Source organism: Muricoccus radiodurans (genome assembly GCF_050154705.1).
Classification (GTDB): domain Bacteria; phylum Pseudomonadota; class Alphaproteobacteria; order Acetobacterales; family Acetobacteraceae; genus Roseomonas; species Roseomonas radiodurans.
Genome location: NZ_CP189561.1, coordinates 3,409,905 through 3,429,938, shown reverse-complemented (window position 1 = coordinate 3,429,938; position 20,034 = coordinate 3,409,905). Strand labels below are relative to the sequence as shown.

8 protein-coding genes are annotated in these 20,034 nt (G+C 67.8%); 2 read left to right on the top strand and 6 right to left on the bottom strand.

Annotation, left to right across the window (positions count from 1 at the left end; genetic code table 11):
• Positions 1-106 precede the first annotated feature (106 nt).
• Both ACP6CK_RS16395 and ACP6CK_RS16390 read left to right on the top strand, forming a co-directional pair.
• Positions 107-664 (top strand): DNA-3-methyladenine glycosylase, encoded by a 558-nt coding sequence (locus ACP6CK_RS16395; protein WP_426954366.1) that lies wholly within the window; start codon positions 107-109, stop codon positions 662-664.
• Positions 665-1,245: 581 nt separating this feature from the next.
• Positions 1,246-1,653, top strand: coding sequence for a carboxymuconolactone decarboxylase family protein (locus ACP6CK_RS16390; protein WP_426954365.1), 408 nt, complete (start codon positions 1,246-1,248; stop codon positions 1,651-1,653).
• A 269-nt stretch (positions 1,654-1,922) separates the two neighbouring features.
• On the opposite strand, the gene ACP6CK_RS16385 is transcribed toward ACP6CK_RS16390, so the two are convergent.
• The 6 genes from ACP6CK_RS16385 to ACP6CK_RS16360 all read right to left on the bottom strand — a co-directional run bounded on the left by ACP6CK_RS16385 (position 1,923) and on the right by ACP6CK_RS16360 (position 18,115).
• Positions 1,923-3,854 carry a diguanylate cyclase gene (locus ACP6CK_RS16385; RefSeq protein ID WP_426954364.1) on the bottom strand — a complete coding sequence of 644 codons (1,932 nt, stop codon included), beginning with the start codon at positions 3,852-3,854 and terminating at the stop codon, positions 1,923-1,925.
• Positions 3,855-3,909: 55 nt separating this feature from the next.
• On the bottom strand, positions 3,910-7,122 hold the full coding sequence (locus tag ACP6CK_RS16380) for an EAL domain-containing protein (protein ID WP_426954363.1): 3,213 nt from the start codon (positions 7,120-7,122) through the stop codon (positions 3,910-3,912).
• Positions 7,123-7,190: 68 nt separating this feature from the next.
• Positions 7,191-8,300, bottom strand: a complete 1,110-nt coding sequence (locus tag ACP6CK_RS16375; protein ID WP_426954362.1) for a TRAP transporter substrate-binding protein — start codon at positions 8,298-8,300, stop codon at positions 7,191-7,193.
• 736 nt (positions 8,301-9,036) lie between these two features.
• A complete protein-coding gene (locus ACP6CK_RS16370; RefSeq protein ID WP_426954361.1) occupies positions 9,037-12,747 on the bottom strand; it encodes a cellulose synthase subunit BcsC-related outer membrane protein in 3,711 nt (1,236 codons plus the stop codon).
• Between the two features lie 5 nt (positions 12,748-12,752).
• Positions 12,753-17,291: a UDP-forming cellulose synthase catalytic subunit gene (gene bcsA, locus ACP6CK_RS16365; RefSeq protein WP_426954360.1), complete on the bottom strand. Its 4,539-nt coding sequence runs from the start codon at positions 17,289-17,291 to the stop codon at positions 12,753-12,755.
• Positions 17,288-18,115 carry a cellulose synthase operon protein YhjQ/BcsQ gene (locus ACP6CK_RS16360; protein WP_426954359.1) on the bottom strand — a complete coding sequence of 276 codons (828 nt, stop codon included), beginning with the start codon at positions 18,113-18,115 and terminating at the stop codon, positions 17,288-17,290. The genes bcsA and ACP6CK_RS16360 overlap by 4 nt, the downstream gene beginning before the upstream one ends.
• Between the last annotated feature and the right edge of the window lie 1,919 nt (positions 18,116-20,034).

The following is a 20,034-nucleotide window of genomic DNA, read 5'->3' as shown; positions in this document are numbered from 1 at the left end:
AACATGGATCGAACGATCGTGCAACGATGCAAACGAGCTTGAGGAGGGACGGAGGTTCGAAGGGATGCCTCGCTGGTGATCCTCTGATGCCGGACAGAGTGAGCCAGTGATCCAGCCCGCCTTCTTCGCGCGTCCCGCGGCGGACTTGGCCCGCGACCTGATTGGCGCCACGCTTCTGGCGGATGGTGTCGGTGGGATCGTGGTCGAGACGGAGGCTTACGATCACCTGGATCCGGCATCCCACAGCTTTGTCGGCCGTACCAGGCGGAACGCCTCCATGTTCGGCCCTTCTGGGCATGCTTATGTGTACCGTTCTTATGGCTTGCACTGGTGCCTGAACATCGTTTGCGGCACCGAGCCCCGCGGCAGCGCCGTGCTGATCCGTGCTCTGGAGCCCACGACAGGCATGGAGACCATGCGTGAACGACGAGGCGTGTCCGCGTTGCGGCTGCTCTGCAGCGGCCCGGGCCGCCTGAGCCAGGCTCTCGCCGTGACGGGTGAGCTGGACGGTAAGCCGATGGATCAACCACCCTTCTCGCTGCTGCGGCGGAGCACCGCCGTGACCGTCGTTTGCGGGCCGCGCATCGGCATCACGCGTGGCATAAACACGCCCTGGCGTTTCGGCATGGCTGGATCAGCCTTCCTGAGCCGACGCTTCGAATAAGAGGCACCGCCCGGCGCGCCCATGATCCGGTCATCGACTGCAGGTTGCGTGATGATCCGGTCCGCGAGTTGGCGAACATCTGATCATCCCCGGTGCGGCGCGTTTTCATCGTTGGGGATCGAGAGGAACACCTGGTTCCAACCGCCTCGCAGAGGGCCTTCGCTGAGGCGCTGACCCGGCACGGAGTGCAGGACGTCATGACGGCTACCATTGTGGGAGGAATGACCCACTGCCGTCCTGGTACCACCGGTCAGCGCGCGGCCGGATAGGATATCGACGAGCTTCCCGGCGCCGAAGTCCTGCCCCCAAATGGCCAAGGCGAGGCTGCCCATCTGCCCGAAAGCCGCTTCCATTCACGCCACACCTGCGCGCGTGGTCTGGACCAGACCAGGCCCTACACATCGGTCCGGCCATAAGCGTCCTTGGCGTGTGCGGCCTCCTCAGTCATGGTGTGAGGCTCGTGACAAGGCAACTGTGGCGCCTGCGGGATCTGGCTGAGCGCACACTGTTCTGCCTCTGCTTGCCGCATTCTGCTCTTGCGCCACGCGGCAGTAGGCCAACGCATCGGAGGTGCCTTCATCATGCCGACCGTGACACCCTGGACCGACGCGCAGGTCGAAGCCGACCTTCGAGTGAAGGTCGTGTTCGATGACATACGCGCGACACGGGGATCGGAGTTCGTGAACAATTTCTGGCGTGGCCTGGCGAACCAACCCGCAGTGCTGGAGCGGACCTGGGCGGCGCTCAAGGAGGTGATGTCCGCCCGCCCGAGTGGGCTGGATCCGCTCACCAAGGAACTGATCTACATCGCCGTCTCGATCGCTAACAACTGCGCCTATTGTATTCACTCCCACACCGCTGCCGCCCGCGCCAAAGGGCTGACGACCGAGCAGTACAGTGATCTTCTCGCCGTGGTCGGTATGGCCTCCCAGACCAACGCCCTCGTCACAGGGCTCCAGCTCCCTATCGACCCGGAGTTCCTCGTCTAACGCTGGCGCGTGATGGCCCTGGCGGGCAGACGCAATTCTGGTCCCGCCGCGCGGGCGACGAGCGGGGCGCATTCGAGGAGGGCTCAGATGCTCCATCCCGAGCACGGCGTCGTTCAAGTTCGCCGGCGGACAGCGCTTACTGAGGTGGTCGAGGCACTACCAAAGTCAGTGGCCGTTCTCTCATCGATCATGAAGCGGTGCCAGCCAACCCTTCTTCCGGCAGGGAAAACAGCCAGCATCGACTCAGTCGAAAGATACACGGCTGGCTCTTAGGCAGCGGCACGCCCCTGAAATACTGCGAGGTCTGGCGCGCTTACGACACGGTTCCGCCCCGTTCTCTTCGCCTCGTAAAGGGCAGCATCTGCGGCCTTCAGCAACATGGCGGTATCGGGAATGCTGCCCGAAGCCAAATAAACCGCGGCGACCCCGATGCTGACAGTGACGATGCCGCCCTCATTCGCATCGTGCACAATACCCAAATCGCGAATGAAACGCTGCACTCGCTCTGCAACGTCGAGTGCTCCAGCACCGACCGTGTTCGGGAGTATGACCGCGAACTCCTCGCCACCATAACGCGCCGGAACATCACTCGGCCGACGGACGGCCGCGCTGATCGCTTGGGCAACCCTGACGAGGACATCATCCCCCAACAGGTGTCCATAGGTATCGTTGAACAGCTTGAACCGATCCACATCGAGCAAGATCACGGCCAGCGATTGACCCTCTCGGGCCGCGCGCTGCCATTCGAGTGCCAGAACTTCATCGAACCTCCGGCGATTGGCGAGGCCAGTCAGGCCATCGGTCGTAGCCAACTCCGCCATTCGGACCTCGACAACCTTGCGCTCCGTTACATCACGGGAGATGGCCACGAAGCCGTCCCCAGTGTTCCCGCCTTTGACACCTTGAATCGTCGTCTCGATCCAGCTCACGGAGCCAGATCTCATCACCCGCCGCCCGGTCACATCGGCCCGGCTCGACGGGCGTTGAGCTGCCATGAGCGCGGCCCGAATGGCCGGGCGATCTTCTGCCTCGAAAAGGTTTTCGAAAGATTGCCCGACGACATCTTGCAGCGGCTGGCCGAGAAGTCTTGTTGCCGCCGGTGAGGCATACCGGATGACACCTTGGGAATCGAGGTGTGAGACCATGTCGCGGGCATGTTCAGCCAGCAGCCTGAATCGAGCCTCGCTCTCCAGAAGGGTGCGCTCTGCATCTTGTCGCCGACGTGCATGCCGAAAGAGGTGGGTGCCGAGGAGAAGGGTGAAGCAGACCATTCCCATGACGACCATGATCCGCCACTTCGCCGGTCCCACCCACGCCGCAAGCGCCTCTTCCGAGCCCCAGCCAACGACGACTGCGAAAGGAAAGTACTCAGAACTCTGAAACGCTCCCAGCCGGTCCACGCCATCAATCGCCGATGTGGTCTGAAAAGACCCGGATTGACGCTGCCCGACTGGGCCCTGCAGTGGCGAGCGGTCCAGAACGAGTGCGCCCAGGGCTGACTCGTCGGCAGGGGCCCGAGCGAGGAGCCGACCACTGGCATTCACAAGTGATACGGATCCGTGACGGCCAAGATCCAGTCGGGAGAGGATTCGCGTCAGCCTGCTGATGTCGAGAGCGGCCACGACCACCCCATTGAAGCGCCCCGATCGGTCATTGTGCCGACGTGAGATGGTCAAGACCCACTGGCCGTTCAGTCGGCTACGGACGGCCGTTCCGAGGCGAGCCGCAGGCTGCGTCTCATCCTGGTGCTGGCGAAAATACTGACGGTCCGCGATATTCACGCCCCTCTGCTGTGTGGCGAACGAGCTCAGGAGAAGCCGCCCGTCGGCGTCGTATACGGAGAAATTCCGTACTTCGGGCTGGTTGTCGAGCTGTCGGTCCAGCAACTGGCTGACCTGCGTCAGAGCCCCGGGCCGCGTTCCGTTTGCCTCGAGTTGCTGAACGATGCCGACGAGGGCAACATCGGCCAGCGACAGATTGCGCTCGACATCCTGCATCACCGAGTGCGCGAGGCTTGTCGACATGGTCTGAATCTCGGCGATCCGAGTGCGCCGTCCGTTCCACTCATGCCAAGCTTCTGCCAACACGAGAAGGATGCTCAGGACGATTGTCAGGCTGAGGACGATCGCCGGGCCAAGCGCAGCCCTTCGTCGAAGGAATGCGGGAGGAGCCAAAGTGCCTCCCTTCACGGCTTGCGACATGGGCCAACTCTTCGTCGCCAGCATGGAGCTGGTCGCATATGGGAAAATCGAGCCATCAATCCACTTCGCTGGCTGCGACATATGGAGTAGCTTGGAATGAGGCGCCGGCGTGACGTTGGCCAGAGGCCAACTCGCCGTTCGCGATCTTCTCAAGGATAGAGGACAGTGGCTGAGGCTTGCTGAAGAAGTATCCTTGCACCTCTGCGCATCCGGCATCGCAAACGGCGTTCAGCTGCTCCGCTGTCTCCACTCCTTCAGCCGTCGTGGAGATTCCGAGGTTGCGCGCCAGATCAACGATGGACGTGACGATCACCTGACAGTCCTGCCGCTCGGTGATTTCCCCGACGAAGGACCGGTCGATCTTGATCTTGTTGAAAGGGAAGGAGCGCAGGTAGCTCAGGGAAGAGTACCCAGTTCCGAAGTCGTCGAGCGCGATCCGAAGCCCGAGGCTGCGGAGCTGATGGAGGTTGTCCAGCGTCGTCGCGTCATCCTGCAAGAGCGCCGTCTCCGTGATCTCGAGCTCGAGCCGAGCCGGCTCTAGTCCCGAGTTCTCCAGAGCATGTTGGACCACCCTCACAATGTTCTGGTCACGCAGCTGAACCGGAGAAAGATTCACGGCCATTCTCAGGTGGCTGGGAAGCTTCGCCGCATCGAGGCAGGCCTGCTCGAGAACCCAGGCGCCGATCGCGCCGATCAATCCAAGTTCCTCGGCGACGGGCACGAACTCGGCCGGAGAGATCATGCCCCGGTCCGGGTGGCGCCAGCGCAGCAGGGCCTCGAAGCCGGTCGCTCGGCCGGTCCTCGCGTCGACAATGGCCTGATACTGCACTTTCAGCTGACCCAGGGGGAGCGCCTGGCGCAGATCCGCTTCCAGCACGAGACGTGTCTGGATGCGGAGATCCATGTCCGTCTCGAAGAGACAGCAGGTTCCGCGACCGTCCTCCTTCGCTCGGTACAACGCAAGGTCCGCATTCTTCATGAGAGTGTCTGCGTCGACGCCACTATGGGTCGCGATGGAGATGCCGACGCTAGCCCCAACCACAACAATCCGCCCGCCGAGCTCATAGGGCTCGCTCAGCGTCGAGATGATTCTTCTGCCAAGGACCTGGATCTCTTCGGCTTCCCCGACGGCCGTGGTGATGACGGCGAACTCATCGCCGCCAAGCCGCGCAACCATGTCGCTCTCGCGAACACAGTTTCGAAGACGGCGGCTTACCGTCTCCAGGAGATCATCCCCGACCGGATGGCCGAGCGTGTCGTTGACGTTCTTGAAATTGTCCAGATCGATGCAGAGCAGAGCGACGGACCGGTGCTCCCGGCCGATGTTCGCGAGCGCCTGGTCCATGCTCTGGCGGAACAGGACGCGGTTGGGCAGGCCTGTCAGAGCATCATGGTGCGCCATGAAGCGGACGCGCGCCTCGGCCCGTTGGCGCTCCGTGATGTCTTCATACGTCGCGACCCAGCCTCCATCGGTGAGCGGACGCTGGGCGACCAGGACCACCCTGTCTCGGTCCTGGCCGGCCTGGAATGCTCCGGCGCGCGCGGACGCCGCCAGTTCCTGCTGCTTGACCCAGACCTCCTCGATGGTTCGCCACGTGAAGGCTTTCTTCTGCCCGATGAGATCGAAGACCTGACGCATGGGCGTGCCGGACGGGATCTCCTCCTCCAGGCCGAAGAGGTCCAGGAAACGGGCGTTGCAGACGATGAGCCCGTGGCTCTCATCGGCCATGCAGAGACCCTGAGCCATGTTGTTCAGCGCAGCATTGAAAAGGGAGTTCTGTTTGTTCAGCTCCCGGTCGCGCTCCTGAAGCGTGTCGTTGCGGCGCTGAACCTCCCTGATCGCCGAGTTGGCAGCCTCATGGGCCTGTTCGAGCTCGTGGAGCATGGTGCGCGCCGCGGTGACATCGGTCCGAATGCCGACGACTCCCCCATCCGGCGTTCTCGTCTCGGTGATCCGGAGCCAGCGTCCATTGCTCAGGGGGCGTTCCATGGGCGGGAGGTTCGCGCGATGCCAGTCAATGGTTCGCTGAACGAACCCCTCGATGTCGCCGATGGCCTGCGGGTACTCGCCGAGTTCCGCTCCCTTCCTGAGGATGTACTCGAAGGACACCCCTGGCTGGATGAACGGGGCACTCAGCGGGTAGAGATTCCGGTAATGCGAGTTGCACGTCACAAGTCGATCGTCGCGGTCCCACATGACGAAGCCGTCCGGCATCGACTCGATCGCGTTCTCCAGCATGATCCGGGAACGGGTCCGTTCCGCTTCCGTCCGATCACGGTGCCGGAGAACGGCGATGAGTGAGAGGCCCAGCGCCGAGATGAGCATGGCGAGCGCTAGCGCCGTCCAGAGAAGGCGATCTCTGTCCTCTGCCCATTCAGCGAGGGCCGCCGACTGGCCCATGGTGGCTGTGACAAAGACATCATCGTAGAGAGTGCGCCGGGAAACCGCGATCCGCGCCTCCTCATTGTTGGTGGGCGGGATGTGCAAGGCTCGGCCGTTGGCGGTCTCCGCGGTGAGAGTGGGGGTGCCGCCATGCTCCATGCGCCGCTCGTCATGGGGCAAGGTTGTCAGGACTCGGCCGTTCAACCGCTCAAGCGTGATTCTCAGGCCGGGAACATCGGCGATAGGCGCCAGAACGGTCTGGAGGAGTGGGACGGGAACCTGCGCCACGGCCTGAACGCGCCCGATTCTCGGGAGGGTCAGCGGACGTGACAGGAACAGGTCCCATTCGCCGGTGAGAGAGTTGCGCATCGGTCCCGTGATGCTCATCGCGGCGGCGCGCCGGCGCGTGCTGATGTGATCGCGCCAGGCCTCAGCGATCCAGGCCGTTGATGCAGGACGCGCCGTCACCCACGGCGTGCCGTCCGGCCGAAGCAGGAGCAGGTCCCGGAAGATGAAGGTCTGATAGTTGAGCCCGCGTAGCACGCCTTCGACGAGCCGGGTGTCACCGGCGGCATTGTCCGGTGGAAGACTCGAGACGGTGCTCGGCAGCGTTGCAAGGGCTCCGTCCACATGGAGGAACTGCCGGTTCATCGTGCTTTCGGCCACCAGGGCAAGTCGCTCCAGGTCTGCGGCAGCGACCGCAAGGGCGGCTTCACGGCGCTTCTGAACGATGATGGCCGTCGTGCCTGCAAGGCTTCCGAGGATGAGGACGAGGCAGATGATGACATAGGTCTTCAGCTGTCGTGACCGCGGCACGGGGCTATTGGCACGCCACGACACATTCCACCTGGACGGCGCATCCACCGGGAAGGTCATCGACTGCATCTATGGCCTCGCTCGCACTCGCCGAAGGTGGCGGCGCTTCGCTCTGATCCTGGCGAGAGGGTTGGGACTCATGGCGCGGGTGCTTCGATGCCGAGCATCGGGCCGAGAGTCTGATTCCACGCGGTGGTGCAGCCTGCGCCGCAACGGCGGATCCAGTCAGGCAGCACGGTTCCGGTCAGCAGTGAACGCCGGAGGGCTTCCTCGGAGGGGCGGCCTTCGACGGCGACCATTCGGCCCCGTCGTCCTTGGCAGGATGGGGCACCGGTGCTGCAGGCGATTCCCTCGGCCGTCTCGCGGGCAGCCGCGTCCCAGATATCGCGTTCGAGCTGTGAGACCCCCTGCCCGATGGACGTCCTGACGTCCTCCGGCAGGCTCTCCCAAGCCCCGACCGTGGCCCCGAAGAACGACAGCCCCCAACTGAGGGCCATCGTGTGGATATGGGTCGTCACGTCTGACAGGCCAATCTCGATGCCACTTTGCGTTCCTGTCACTGCGCAGTCGATCAGGTTCGACCGGACCGAGCTGACGATGGAGGCGAACGGGATGATGACGGGCGTGGCCCCGACAGCGCTCAACAGGTTGGACTGCCCAACCGAGGAGGTCCGGACACGGCGGCCCGCCATGTCCTGGAGCCCGGTGAAGGGTCGCGTGCAAAACAGGACCTGGGCCGGGTACGCGTACACGGCCAGGAGTTCGATATCGTACCGCTCACGCAGGATTCGCTTCAGGTGGGGGCGGTATCGTTCGACGATCTGCCGCAGCGTCGGCATGTCCGGACTGAGCGCTGGCAGGTCGATCGCATTCAGTTCGGGATCCTCGGAGGAAACCACGGCCAGGAGGGCGGTCCCGAAGGGCACGACCCCGAGGCGCATGAGTTGGAGCATCTCCTGGCCCCGAAAGCCGCTTCGGTCGAAAGCGTGGATCTCGGCCTGCACCCGGCCGTTGGTGAGGCGCGGGACGGTTTGCGTCCAGAACGGCTCCTCAAGCCGGGTGAACTGTCCGACACCGGCCAGCCCTCCCACGACGGCGATGCGAATGTCGGCTTCGGCGCGGGGGCGGACAGGGTGAAACGCCAGAACCGTGATGAGGAGAAGAGCGACGCTCCGTCCGAGAGACCGCCAGGCTGTTTGGCGGATGTAGCGGCGTGAGGAATTGGGTTCCGGCCCTGGTTCCGGCATCGAGATACTCCCCTCACACAACACCGGCGACGCGTACTCGGAACGGGCGGGTCAGAGGCCTCGCGTTCGTCCCGTTTTCGGAGGCTGAACGTCGCTAATGAAAGGTTAGTAGACGTTCGGAGTTGCAACTAAAAGGGGAATATACAGCGGAGGAATGCATCAAAAATGATGTAAGACGAAATGCCTATGGGTGGGGTAGATCACGGGGCCGAATCCCGGGCAGACCAGCCTACATCCTGGACCATGAGGTGGGCGCGGCCCCTCTTGGTCGGGCCGGGGTTCGCGTCGGCCCCGCCGACGAGCGAACAGCGAAGGCGTGCAAGAGGTCTTCAAGGAGGCCGGTCATCGCGTCACATCATTGGGGATCAGGGGCCACTGCTCGAAGGCGACTGGGCTAACATCCTGCCCCGGACACGATGGTCGCCAGGGCGTTTGCAAGACATGCCCAGGTTCTCCGGGCCTTCGATGACGCGGTTCATCCGGTCCGCCGGATCGCGAGCCGGGCTGTCAGCCCGCGTTCGGCTTTGCGCGGGAGTCCCTTCTGCTCGCGCCCGGCTCGGATGTCTCGTTTCGGGACGAGTCACGGGAGAGGTGGATCATGGCGTCAGGAGTGCGACCGTGTGGTGAGGATCTACGAAGCGAGGCGGCATCGTGCTGCCATTGGAAGGTGTGAACGTTCCCGCCACGAGCCTCCGCTGCCCTCGAAAGGGAGCTGACTGAATGGGACTGGTTCGGATCAGAACCGGTTCTGCAGCCTGAGCTGAAAACGTGTCTCGTCGAAGTTGGCGGCGCGGTCGTAGCGGAGGCTCCCGCCGAGCGTGAGGCCCGGCATGATGGTCCAATCCACCTCCGCGCGCAGACCGCCCACGAAGCCGGCCTGGGACTGGCCGCGATAAGTCGCCGATACGGCGTTCGGCGTGCCGACGGACGCGGCCGCCAGGGCCTCGGCCTGGGATTGCAGGTTGGCATCGGTCGGGAAGTACGGGGCTGCATCCTCCCGCCATGCAGCGTATCCGAGGGTCGCCCCCAGCCTGTAGCTCAGGTCCCCCGACCGGCCGCGATAATCGATCGGAATGTTCAGCGCCGCGTACTGCTGCGGCGAGAAGTAGCCACCATGACCAAGGGTGAAGTAGCGAAGGTTCCGGTCATAGGCGAGGTAGACGAGGTCCGCGCCGACCGTGACCTCTCCCCCCTCTCGCCGATAGACCGGGATCGACACGCCCGCGCCGCCCTCGATCCGGCTGTTCGAGGCCACGCGCTCCCCCTCCAGGATGGCGTAGCCGCCGCCGATATAGCCGTACCCCGCACCGATGGGGAATTCGACCTGCGCCCGTCCTCCCGTCCGGAGCACCGGCCCCCAGGACGTTCCCGACCGCGGGTCGGTCAAGCCGGCCCAGGAGAGAAGGCTGTCGGTGACGGCGCGGCGCTCGCCCGTCACGCGCAGGCGCAGCGTGTCGGAGAGCCGCGGCGCGACTTCGACGCCACCGACCACGCTGGCCGAGCGGAAGCCCAGCGGGGTGGAGCCGACATCGGCGCGGAACCAGTCGTCTAGGGCGTAGCCGACGTTCAGCCCCACGCCGGCCGCCGTGCTGCTCGGCGCCCGCGGGGGCGACGCGGCGGGGGCGAAGATCGCCGTCCCGAACCGGGCCCGTGCCTGCACCGAATTCGCGAGGTCGCCCGAGTCGAGCGTGACGGGCTCCGCGGCAGCGGTGATCCGGCCGCCCACGCCCGGCAGCACGAAGGACCCCTCGATGCGCGCTGAGAGCTCGTTCAACCGGTCCAGGCCCGTGTCGCCGGACCGGATCCGGCCGCCGACCGCGGCGGCCAGGGTCGGCCCTGCCGCCTCGCTCAGGGCTGCCATCTCGGATTGGATCTCGCGCGTCAGCCGATCGGAGACCGGCGTGGAGGCCGTGGTGGTTCCGCGCGCGAAGGGATTGGACAGGAGGTTGCCGGGAAGGGCGACGCTGCCCGTTCCGGGGCCGAGCTCGGCCGCGCGCTGCCGGGCCGCCGCTTCCAGGGCCGCGCGCGCACGGGCCGGATCTCCCGCCGCGCGGGCCACCCGCGCCTCCAGAAGAAAGAGCCTTGCATCGCGCGGCGCAATCACCTGCGCCTCCTGCAGGAGTTGCTCGGCGCGCTGCCGCCCACCGGCGGCGAGTGCCGCCTCGATGGCGGCCCGACGTGCATCCAGGTTCCGCGGGTCGCGCGCCAGGACCGTCTCCGCCACGCGCAGGGCCTCGGCCGGCTGACGGGCGCCGACATAGAGCCGCGACAGCGCCAGCTGCGCATCGCCATTGTCAGGCCCCGCCGCCAGCGCGGGACGCAGCTGCTCGAAGGCTGCGGCCTGGTTGCCCGCCTCGTTCAGGCGGTCCGAGGCGCGGACAGCCGCGCCGGCGCGCAGCGCCGCCAGGTCACGCCGCATCTCCGGCGATGCCCCGCTCGCCTCGACCTCCGCGGCCAGGGCGAGGGATTCTGCCTCCAGTCCGGCGGAGAGCAGGGCGCCGGCGATGGCGACCCTTGCGGCTGGCGAGGCGCGGCCCGTGACGGTGGCGACGCGGGCGGCCTCGGCGGCGCCGACGCGGTCATTCGCGGCGCCGAAGGCCCGGATCACCGCGGCCGCCGTGCCGCCGCTCGGATCGGGACGCGCGGCGAGGGTGAGCAGCCGGGACCGCCCCTCGATCGGCGACGCGGTCAGCAGCGCCGCGGCCGCCGAGACCTCCCGCTGGCCCCGGATGCGCGCCGCCAGGCGGGCCATGTCCGGCGAACGCCGGTTGGGCGGGATGCGGGCGAGAAAGGCGTCGGCATCGGCCGCACGGCCATCCTCCTCCGCCAGGAGCGCGGCGGCATAGGCCGCGTCGGCCGAAGGCTGGCGCGCGGCCAACTCCTCCACGAGCGCGCGGCCTTCCGAGCCCCGGCCCTGCCGGCGCAGGGCGCGCGCGAGGTCGAGCCTCGCCCAGGGGTCGTCCGGTGTGGCGGCGACGGCGTTGCGCAGCAGCGCGGTCGCGGTGGCCGGGTCCGGCGCGCGCGCGGCCTCGGCCCGCAGGCCGGTGGTGGCCGGGGAGGCCGGCGCCGGGGCCTCGCCGGTCGGAACCACCCGCGGTGAGGAGCGCGGGGGAGGGGGCTCGGCGGTCCGGAACTCGGCGGGGCGGCTCTGCGCGCGCAGCGCCGCGTTGAGCCCCGTCCGCGCCGAGCCATCATTCGGCCTCCGCGCGAGGGCCGCGCGAAAGCGTGTCTCGGCCGCCGCGGCATCTCCGCGTCTCAGGGCGATCTCGCCGAGGATGATCTCGGCGTCGGTCCGGTCCTCGACCTCCCGCAGGGCTGCGCGGCGCGCGGTGGCGTCGGCGCCGTCCACGTCGCCGCGGCGGAGGCGGGCGCGCGCCTCCGTGATCTCGCCCCCATAGGACGCACCGTCCAGCGCCCGCTGCCACTGGCGGCCGCCCGCGGGGTCCGCCGCGACCGCGCGCTCCAGCAGACGCCGCGCCTCTGCCTGATTGCCCTGCCGCAAGCGCACGACGCCAAGGCCGCCCAGCGCGTCGGAGTCGTTCGGGTTGGCGGCGATCAGCGCCTCGAACCGCCGCGCGCTGTCGGTCAGGGAGCCGCCTTCCAGCCGCTCGAAGGCCTCCTGGCGGGCGGCGCCGGACGGATCGGAGGCCACGGGGCGCGGCTGGGCCTGCAGGGTCTCCAGCCGGCGGCGCACCTCCGGGTCATCGGGAAAGCGGCGGAGATACGCCTCCAGCTGCGGTGCGACGGCCGGATCGTTGCCGTAATAGCCGAGCGCGGCGGCCCAGGAGCGCCGGGCTTCCGCGCCGGCCTCGGGATCGTCCGCCAGTTGCTGCAGGCGCCGGATTCCCTCCGCGCGCGTGGCCGCGTTGTAGGTCAGGGTCTGCGCGTAGGCGAGGCGCGTCCGGCCAGTCGCCCCGGACCGGCTGGCGAGCCGCTCCAGGTTCTGCACGCCCTCCGCGCGGGTGCCTTCGGCGGCCGCCAGGCTCTGGTAGTACTCCAGCGCATAGGCCTCGGGCGGGCCCGATGCCCCGAAGACGGCGCGGTATCTCGCCGCCGCGGCGGCGGTCTGTCCCTCCCGCGCCAGGCGCCGCGCTTCCTCCAGCCCAGTGCGATCGAGCGTGGTCGCCCGCAGGGCTCCCTCGACCTCCGTCGCCTGCTGGCCGGCGCCCGCCGCGCGGAGCCGGGCGAGGAAGCTGTTCGCGCTGTCCCGGTTGTTGCGCGCGATCTCCAGCCGCGCCGCGACGGCCAGTGCCCCCGGATTGCTCGGCTCGGCCGCGAGGGCGCGCTCGATCGCCGGCGCCGCGAGTTCCGGCCGGTTCTGCGCGAGCCAGCGCTCGGCCTGGCGGACGAGGACGTCCACCGCGCTCGGGGCCTGCGACACCTCCTGCGCGAGGGCGGGCAGGGCGAGGAGAGCCGCGGCAAGGCCGAGCCGTGTGCGTGCGATCATCGCGATCAATGCCCTGCCGGCGTGCGGGCCCGCAGCCGCATCGCCGACCGGCGCCGCAGCAGCCACGCGATGGGAAAGGCGAGGAGCAGCGCGCCGCCGATCATCAGGGCGCCCACGCGCCACGGCGAGTCCCCGAGCCAGAGATAGGGGAGGATCCAGAACGGCGGATTGCCCACCGGATAGGTGGAGCCGGTGCGGAAGGCCGTGACGTTGTCGCCGCCGAGGACCACGAGGTCCCCCTGGATCCGGGGCGCCAGGGTGGGATTGCGCAGCGTGTCCACGGCCGAGGCGAGCGCCGCGGGCGTCGCCCCCATGATCGCCACCACCGAGCGGCCCGCGGCCAACGGCGATTCCGTTCCCACGAGCACGGACATGGCCTCGCCGACCTCCGTCAGGGCCGCGGCCGCGCGGGTGCGTTCCCCCGGGCCGGGTTCATCGAGGAAGAAGGCGCGAATGCCGGCCAGGCGGTCCGGCGCGGAGATGGTCAGGCGGTCGGCGCTGACGCGGACCGGGCTGTCCCGCAGCAGCGTTGCCGCGGCCGGCTGGCGCCCGAAGGTGCCGAACAACAGCAGGTCTCGCCCGGCATGGGATTGCAACGCGGTCGGAAAGGACACCTGCAACCCGGTGGCCGGCAGTCCGACGCGCGCCGACAGGGTTCCGATCAGGTCGAGGAAGGCCCGCGTCTCGACCGTGTTCGGTGATTCGGGCAGCACGGCGGTGGTCTGCGAGAGATCCGCCATGCGGGTGAACGGAAAGCCGGAGGCGACGAAGAAGCCGAGCGAGGGAAGCCGCGCGTAGCGCCACGCGCGCGACAGGTCGACGGTGGAGGTGGGCTCGACGCCAGCCCGAATGTCACCGGGAACCGCGGTGCAGTCGCCGCGGCTCAGCGGCCGCATGTCGAAGCGGAGCTGCAGCTCGTCCTGGCCGGCCAGGAGATAGGTGGGGATCAGGACCCGCCCGCTACGCAGGGCGGGATCGCCGGTGAACCAGCCCATGAGCCAGTCCGGGCTCCACCAGCGGTCGCCCGAACCGAGCGGCAGGGACTTCAGGAAGACGTCGGACAGCGCCACGTCGAGCCGGGAGGCGCCGACATCCACGGCGGCCCCGTTCGGCCCGCGGAACAGGATGTCCGCTGGCACGCCCCGTCCCGCCCAGGTCAGCAGGTCCGGGGCCGTGCGCATCGGGACGCGGATGGTGCCGGGCGTGTAGCCGTAGGCCTGGAGTTCCGACCGGTCGACGATGCTGCCGACCTCGACGGGACGATCCGGCGGCAGCCAGCGCGGCGCGTCATAGGGCTGGCGGGGCACGAGGGTAGGCGCCGCGACGCGTGCCACCTCTCCGCCCACGGTGGCGCTGCCGGCCGCGAGCGCGAGCGCCGCCTGCGCCACCTCCGCCTCCGAACGTCCCCCGAGAACCAGCAGGGTGCCGAAGGGGTCTGAAGGGTTCGGCACGAGGGCGAGGGTCGGTCCCTCGAAGCGCGGAAGAGCGAGCCCCTGCACGGCATCGGGCGAGGCAGCGAGCACGAGCGCATTGCCGGTCTGCGGCGGCGCACGGTCTACGGGGAAGGTGGCGCCGCGATACTCGGCCTGCACGGCGAAGTAGGAGGCCGCGATGGCGGCGGCCCGCAGGGCCGAGGGACCGGATTCGGCCGGGAGCACGACCGGAAGGGTCAGGGCGCGGCGCAGGATCCGGCGATCGAACAGCGGCTCCGGCAGGCGGGCCAGGTCGCGCTCCGGCACCAGCCGCTCCAGGGTCAGGGACAGGCTCGAGAGATCGGAGATGTTCGCGTAGAGCAGGCCCGAGAGCGGGTCGTTGCATTCTGGGGCATAGCGGCCGGAGAAGCGGAAGTTCAGCCGGTTCAGCTCCGCGAAGGAGATCGGATCGAGGTCGAAGCTGACCGGCCCGAAGGCGCCGCGGGCGGGATCAAGGGGCACATTGCCCACGAACTGCTCGTTCAGCGTGACCGCGATCTGGGAGAGGGAGGGCAGGAGCGACGCTGAGGAGCCGCCCTGCAGCGTCAGCCGCGCGGAGGTCACCACCTCGTCCCGCGAGAAGCCGAACAGCACGCCCTGCAGGTCCGACAGGCCGCGGAATTGCATGGGGCCGGTCAGCCCCAGTTCCCTGAGCGTCAGGCGCAGCTCGCGCCGCGACGAAGCGCGGGCGGGTGCCGCCGCGGGGGGCGCCGCCACGGGGCCAGCCGGAACAGGGGGCTCCACGGCGGGAACGGGCGCCCCCAGGGAAGGCTGCGTTCCCAGCCGCACAGGCGGGGCGGGCGGGCTGGAAGGCGAGATCGTTCCCGGTGTCTGCGCCGCCGCGGAGGTGCCGATTCCGAGGGCGACGAGCAGCGCCAGGGCCGCCTCCGTCACGCGTTCGCGCCGGGGACGGACAACGTCCGATCGACGTGCATCGGCCACGGGAGCGGCCACCGGCGCGCGCACCACCGCCTTGCGGATCTGGAATCGGTAGCGGCGGAACACGGCATCCCTGGTGGCGGCCACGACGTCCCGAAGGGCGCGCAGCGGTCGATCCTCCGGCCAGCGATCCCATTCGACCCATGCGTCCGGCCGGCCGAAGAACATGCGCACGAGCGCCATCTCGTCGCGGACGTCGGACAGGTCGAAGACGGCGACGGCTTCCTCATCCTCCCAGCGGAGCAGGGTCGCGGGAACCTCCTGGACCTCATCGGCCGCGTGGAAGGCGATCCGGCAGCGCTCCTCATCCGCGACCCCGAGCGGCCGATCGAGCATCAGCCGCGCCCCGGACAGCGAGAGGTCCGAGGTGTGGGCCGGCACGCGGCGCCCATCCGCCAGGACGACCTCCGCCTCGATGTCGACGTGCACACGGGACCGGGTGCGCATCTGTTCCCGCTCCACGCCGACCGCGATCGCGGCGGAGACGGGAACGAGGCAGAGCGTAGCCCACAGGGTGTTCAGCAGATACGCCTGGAACTCCAGCGAGCCGATCGGCGTCGTCGCGCAGCCGATGATCCCGATCGTGACGCCGGAGAGCAGCAGGCAGAGGAGCACGAGGGTGGGGAGCACGGCGCTGACGTCCAGGTAACCGTGCTCGACCATGCCGCCCTTGTCCGTGACGTTGAACTTGCCCTTCAGCGGGTCCCAGAGGGTGGCGATCGTCACGCGCACCAGGGGGCCTGCCAGGGTTGCCTCATAGATCTCGGACCAGAAGGAATGGCGGTTGCGCCCGTTGAGCCGGGCCGCGGTGCCGAAGGCGTGGAACATGTGCGACCCCGCATAGGCGACGATCGCGAGAGGCGAGGCCGCGATGATGTTCTGTCCCAGGAGAAGGAAGGCGAGAGGCGAGGTCAGGAAGACGATGCGCGGCAGGGCGAAGAGGAAGGAGAAGCCCGCGGTGAAGTAGCAGAGCCGTTGCGCAAAGGTCAGGCCGCGCGCGAAAGGCGTGTTCTCCTGCCGCAGGATCTGGATCATGCCGCGCGCCCAGCGCATCCGCTGGCCGATGTGGATCGACAGGCGTTCCGTGGCGAGCCCAGCGGCGAGCGGGAGGCGGATGAAGGCCGTGTGCCAGCCCTTCTGCTGCATCAGGAAGGAGCAATGGCAATCCTCGGTGACGGTCTGGTGCGGGACGCCGCCGACCTCTTCCAGCGCCTTGCGGCGGATAAGGGCGCAGGAGCCGCAGAAGAAGGCGGCATTCCAGAGGTCGTTCCCGGGCTGGATGGCCCCGTAGAACAGCAGGCCCTCGTTCGGCACGGGGCGATGGCGGGCGAGGTTCCGCTCGAAGGGATCGGAGGAATAGAAATAGTGCGGCGTCTGCACCATCGAGATGCGGGCATCCCGCACCAGCCAGCCGGCCGTCATCTGCAGGAAGGCGCGGGTGGGAGCGTGGTCGCAATCGAAGATCGCGATGTACTCTCCATCCGTGTGGAGCAGGGCGTGGTTGATGTTGCCGGCCTTGGCACCCTTGTTGTCGGGCCGGATCACGTAGCCGCAGCCCACCTGCTCCGCGAAGTCCCGGAATTCCGGTCGCCGGCCGTCATCCAGGATGTAGACGTTCAGCTTGTCCCGCGGCCAGTCGATGTTGAGGCAGGCGAGGACCGTCGGGCGGACGATCTCCATGCTCTCGTTGTAGGTCGGCACGTAGACATCGACGGTCGGCCAGTCCCGGGGATCCGGCGGCAGGGGCACCGGCTTCCGGTCAAGCGGCCAGGTCAGCTGCAGATAGGAGAGGAAGAGAAGCGCGGCCGCGTAGCACTCCGCCAGGAACAGGCCCACCGAGAGCGTCCCGCCCAGGAAGCTCTGGAACTCCAGGGTCTGTGTCACGCGCCAGAACATGTAGCGCGAGGTCACGGCCACGGAGAGGAGCACCAGGAACACCGTGGCGCGCCGGACCTTCAGGCGGTTGGCGACCAGGAACACGACAATGCTCAGAAGGGTGAGAACACCCTGCGCTTCCCCCGTCAGTGGGATCGTGATGACGAGGGCAAAGGCGAGAAGGCCGAGCGCGATGAGCAAGGCCCGGAGGAGGCGACCCGGCAGCGGCGGTCGCCCCGCCACTACGTCGAGCCTCATCGGCGCAGGCCCCAGGCCGCGAGAGCAGAGAACCCTGGTCTCGGATTTTCCCGGATGACCGGGGGCGGAGCCTGGATCCGCCGCGCCAGCGTGTCGGCCAGAAGGATGATGTCCTCCGCCGCCGGACTGGTCCCCTCGATCGGCAGGCGCCGGTCGGCCAGCGCCTCCGCCACCGCAGGGTCGCGGGCCACGGCGTGGACCGGCTGATCTCCCATGGCCTCCTGCGCGCACTCGAAGACGGCGTCCGACAGCGGCTCGCCAAGTTCCACTTGATTCAGGACGAGGATGACCTTCTGCGCGGAGCGCGACGCAATGGTTCCGCGACCGAGGAACCGGCCGGAGGCGACCGAGGGAATGATGGACGCGGAGCCGCCATCGGCGAGCAGGACGACAGCGATCGCGTCCGCGAGCGGAAGCAGCGCCGTGAGCGCAGGGGTGGGGCCGGGAGGAGCATCCACCACCACGATCCGTCGCGGCGAGGCGAGCATGTCCTTCACGGGATTAGTCAGCAGCTCCGGCCGGTCCAACAGGAGCCGGGTCAGGTCAAGGACCCGCTTCGGGTCCGTCATCCCGAAGGGGAGCAGGGACACGCCGGCACGGGTGGATCGGACGACGCGCCGCCAGTCCAGATCCTCCTCCAGCGACGCCAGGAAGCCTCCCTCCTCATGGATGGGAACGCCCAGGTGCAGGCGCAGGGCGTTCTGAGGATCGAGATCCAGGGCAAGAACCTCGTGGCCGCTCGCGGCGAGCACCGCGGAGACATTCGCCGCCAGGGTGGTCTTCCCGACACCCCCTTTGGGCGAGACGAAAGCGATCATCGGCATGGCGGTTATCGATCCTGACGGTCACGGCGGTCGCGATACGGGACCGGCCCGCCGATGCGTCGCTCAGTGGGAGCTGGCCGCTTTCCGGCTAGGTTGAGTTCATCCAGCAGGGCGAAGGGTCGCTTCGCCCCGGCGGTGCGGGGAACGGGGGTGAAGGGCTCGGGGCTTGGCTCTCGCTCTGCTGGATCAGCAGGCAGCGCGATGGGAGCAATGCCGCGGGTACGACGGATGCCGATCCGGTGGACTTCTGGCCAGGGCGTCGGCGCGATCGGCACGACACGCTGAACCTCGCTCTCCTCCGTCAGGGCAGGCGTGCCATTGGGGACTGGCGTGGGGGCGGGCTCGCTCGTCTGGACCGGCATGGGGGCCTGCGCGCCGGTGGGAGCGGGTGTCGGAGCGAGCGCGCCTGTCGGGACGGGCGAGGGGGGATGGGTCCTTGTTGATGCGGGCACAGGAGGGACCGCGCTCGTCGGAACGGGCGCCTCGGGCAACACCTCCAATGCTGGCACGGGCACGATGGAAGGAGGTGCGGGCGGGGTTGTCGCAGGCCGATCGACAACGGAGATTTCCGGCGCGGGCCAGGAGCGATAGCGAAATCCTTGGAGCCCGAGGGCAGCGACGAGGCGCTGGACGTTCCCCTTCACCGGCGATCCTCTACACGGGCGAGGTGATCGTTTCGACTCACGCTGGGGCTGGCGGATTCGGTGATGTTGGGGGCAGCACCATCCGCACGCAGGGATTGCTGATGCGGTCGAAGGGACCGTTTCACATCACGGCAGAGTTCGATGAGTGTGCCGCCTGTCGGAATGCGCCGGAATGCCCGGAGGCCTTCCGCCGGGCACAGTTTGCTCCCTTGAGAGGGCGAGGTGCGGTCCCGCCCGCTCTGGATCTCGAGCCTGCCCTTGGGCCACATGTTCATCGATGGCACCCACCGCCGAGCAGGGAAGCCGGGGGGGCCGTGAAGACGCGACGCTGAAGCAGCTGCTCGCCCACAGGACTGAGCTCCGCCGCCCAGGCGGAATGGGACGCATGGCGAACCGGCCGTTTCGCCGTTCTCAGGTACCAACCTGTCTCGAACCGCGCGCGTCCACACATCATCTGGTTCCGCAGGCTAAATTTTCGCGTGTTTCTAACACCTTTGACAACTTGTCCGGCGTAGCTCCGGATGGCCACTACCTTAACGGGTGTTAACGGGTTTTTGATCGCGTGAGGATGGATTCAGGGTGGGTAAACTCATCATAAGCGATGTCTGGCCCACCAAGTCCATTCTGCGCTGATGGCATTGATGCGGAGGGGCAGCGCGGCGGGTCGTCCCACGGCGAATCGCGCACGCTCTCCGCAACCGAGAGGCAGCTTCAAACCGGGGGTGGCGCCCTCGGCTCCTCTTCGGCTCTGATAAGCAAGGCTCGAGGCGCAATACCGTGGCTCGCCGTGAGGTGATCGACACTCTTCGAAGGCTCGACTAGCTACATCTTGGGCGTTCGTCCCATGACGAAGACGTTCCGCTCGGATCGCAGGTGGACGCAATGCGTGGCACCGCTGTGCGAAGGACAGAACGGAAAGAGGTCGAGACCAAGTTTCGGCGGGCGGGAGTAGTGCAGCCGCAGAGAAAGCAGCTGCTGGTCAGCCTTTCAGACCAAGCACCACCATGGTTCCGATCCGTTGACAGTGCACTCGAACGCGCCTGCAGGCTGGCCAACAGACGGCACAAACCAGGATGGTAAGGAAAATTAGAAACGGAGTTCTAATAGGCAGCCCCCTCGTGGACGTCCTCGCCCTCGGTGGTGCGAACCGGTGCAAGGCTGACATCGCCGACTTCGCTGACGGCGACGGCCGCATGAACCTGCGCGGGAGCGGGCTCTCTTGTGGGATCTGAGCATCAACGACGCGAATGACGACGCGACGGTCGTGACGTCGTA

Bases quoted from the DNA above. Each gene is read 5' to 3' on its own strand.
- ACP6CK_RS16390 (WP_426954365.1), top strand. From the start codon at position 1,246: ATGCCGACCGTGACACCCTGGACCGACGCGCAGGTCGAAGCCGACCTT.
- ACP6CK_RS16385 (WP_426954364.1), bottom strand. From the start codon at position 3,854: ATGTCGCAAGCCGTGAAGGGAGGCACTTTGGCTCCTCCCGCATTCCTT.
- ACP6CK_RS16380 (WP_426954363.1), bottom strand. From the start codon at position 7,122: ATGCAGTCGATGACCTTCCCGGTGGATGCGCCGTCCAGGTGGAATGTG.
- ACP6CK_RS16375 (WP_426954362.1), bottom strand. From the start codon at position 8,300: ATGCCGGAACCAGGGCCGGAACCCAATTCCTCACGCCGCTACATCCGC.
- ACP6CK_RS16370 (WP_426954361.1), bottom strand. From the start codon at position 12,747: ATGATCGCACGCACACGGCTCGGCCTTGCCGCGGCTCTCCTCGCCCTG.
- bcsA (WP_426954360.1), bottom strand. From the start codon at position 17,291: ATGAGGCTCGACGTAGTGGCGGGGCGACCGCCGCTGCCGGGTCGCCTC.
- ACP6CK_RS16360 (WP_426954359.1), bottom strand. From the start codon at position 18,115: ATGCCGATGATCGCTTTCGTCTCGCCCAAAGGGGGTGTCGGGAAGACC.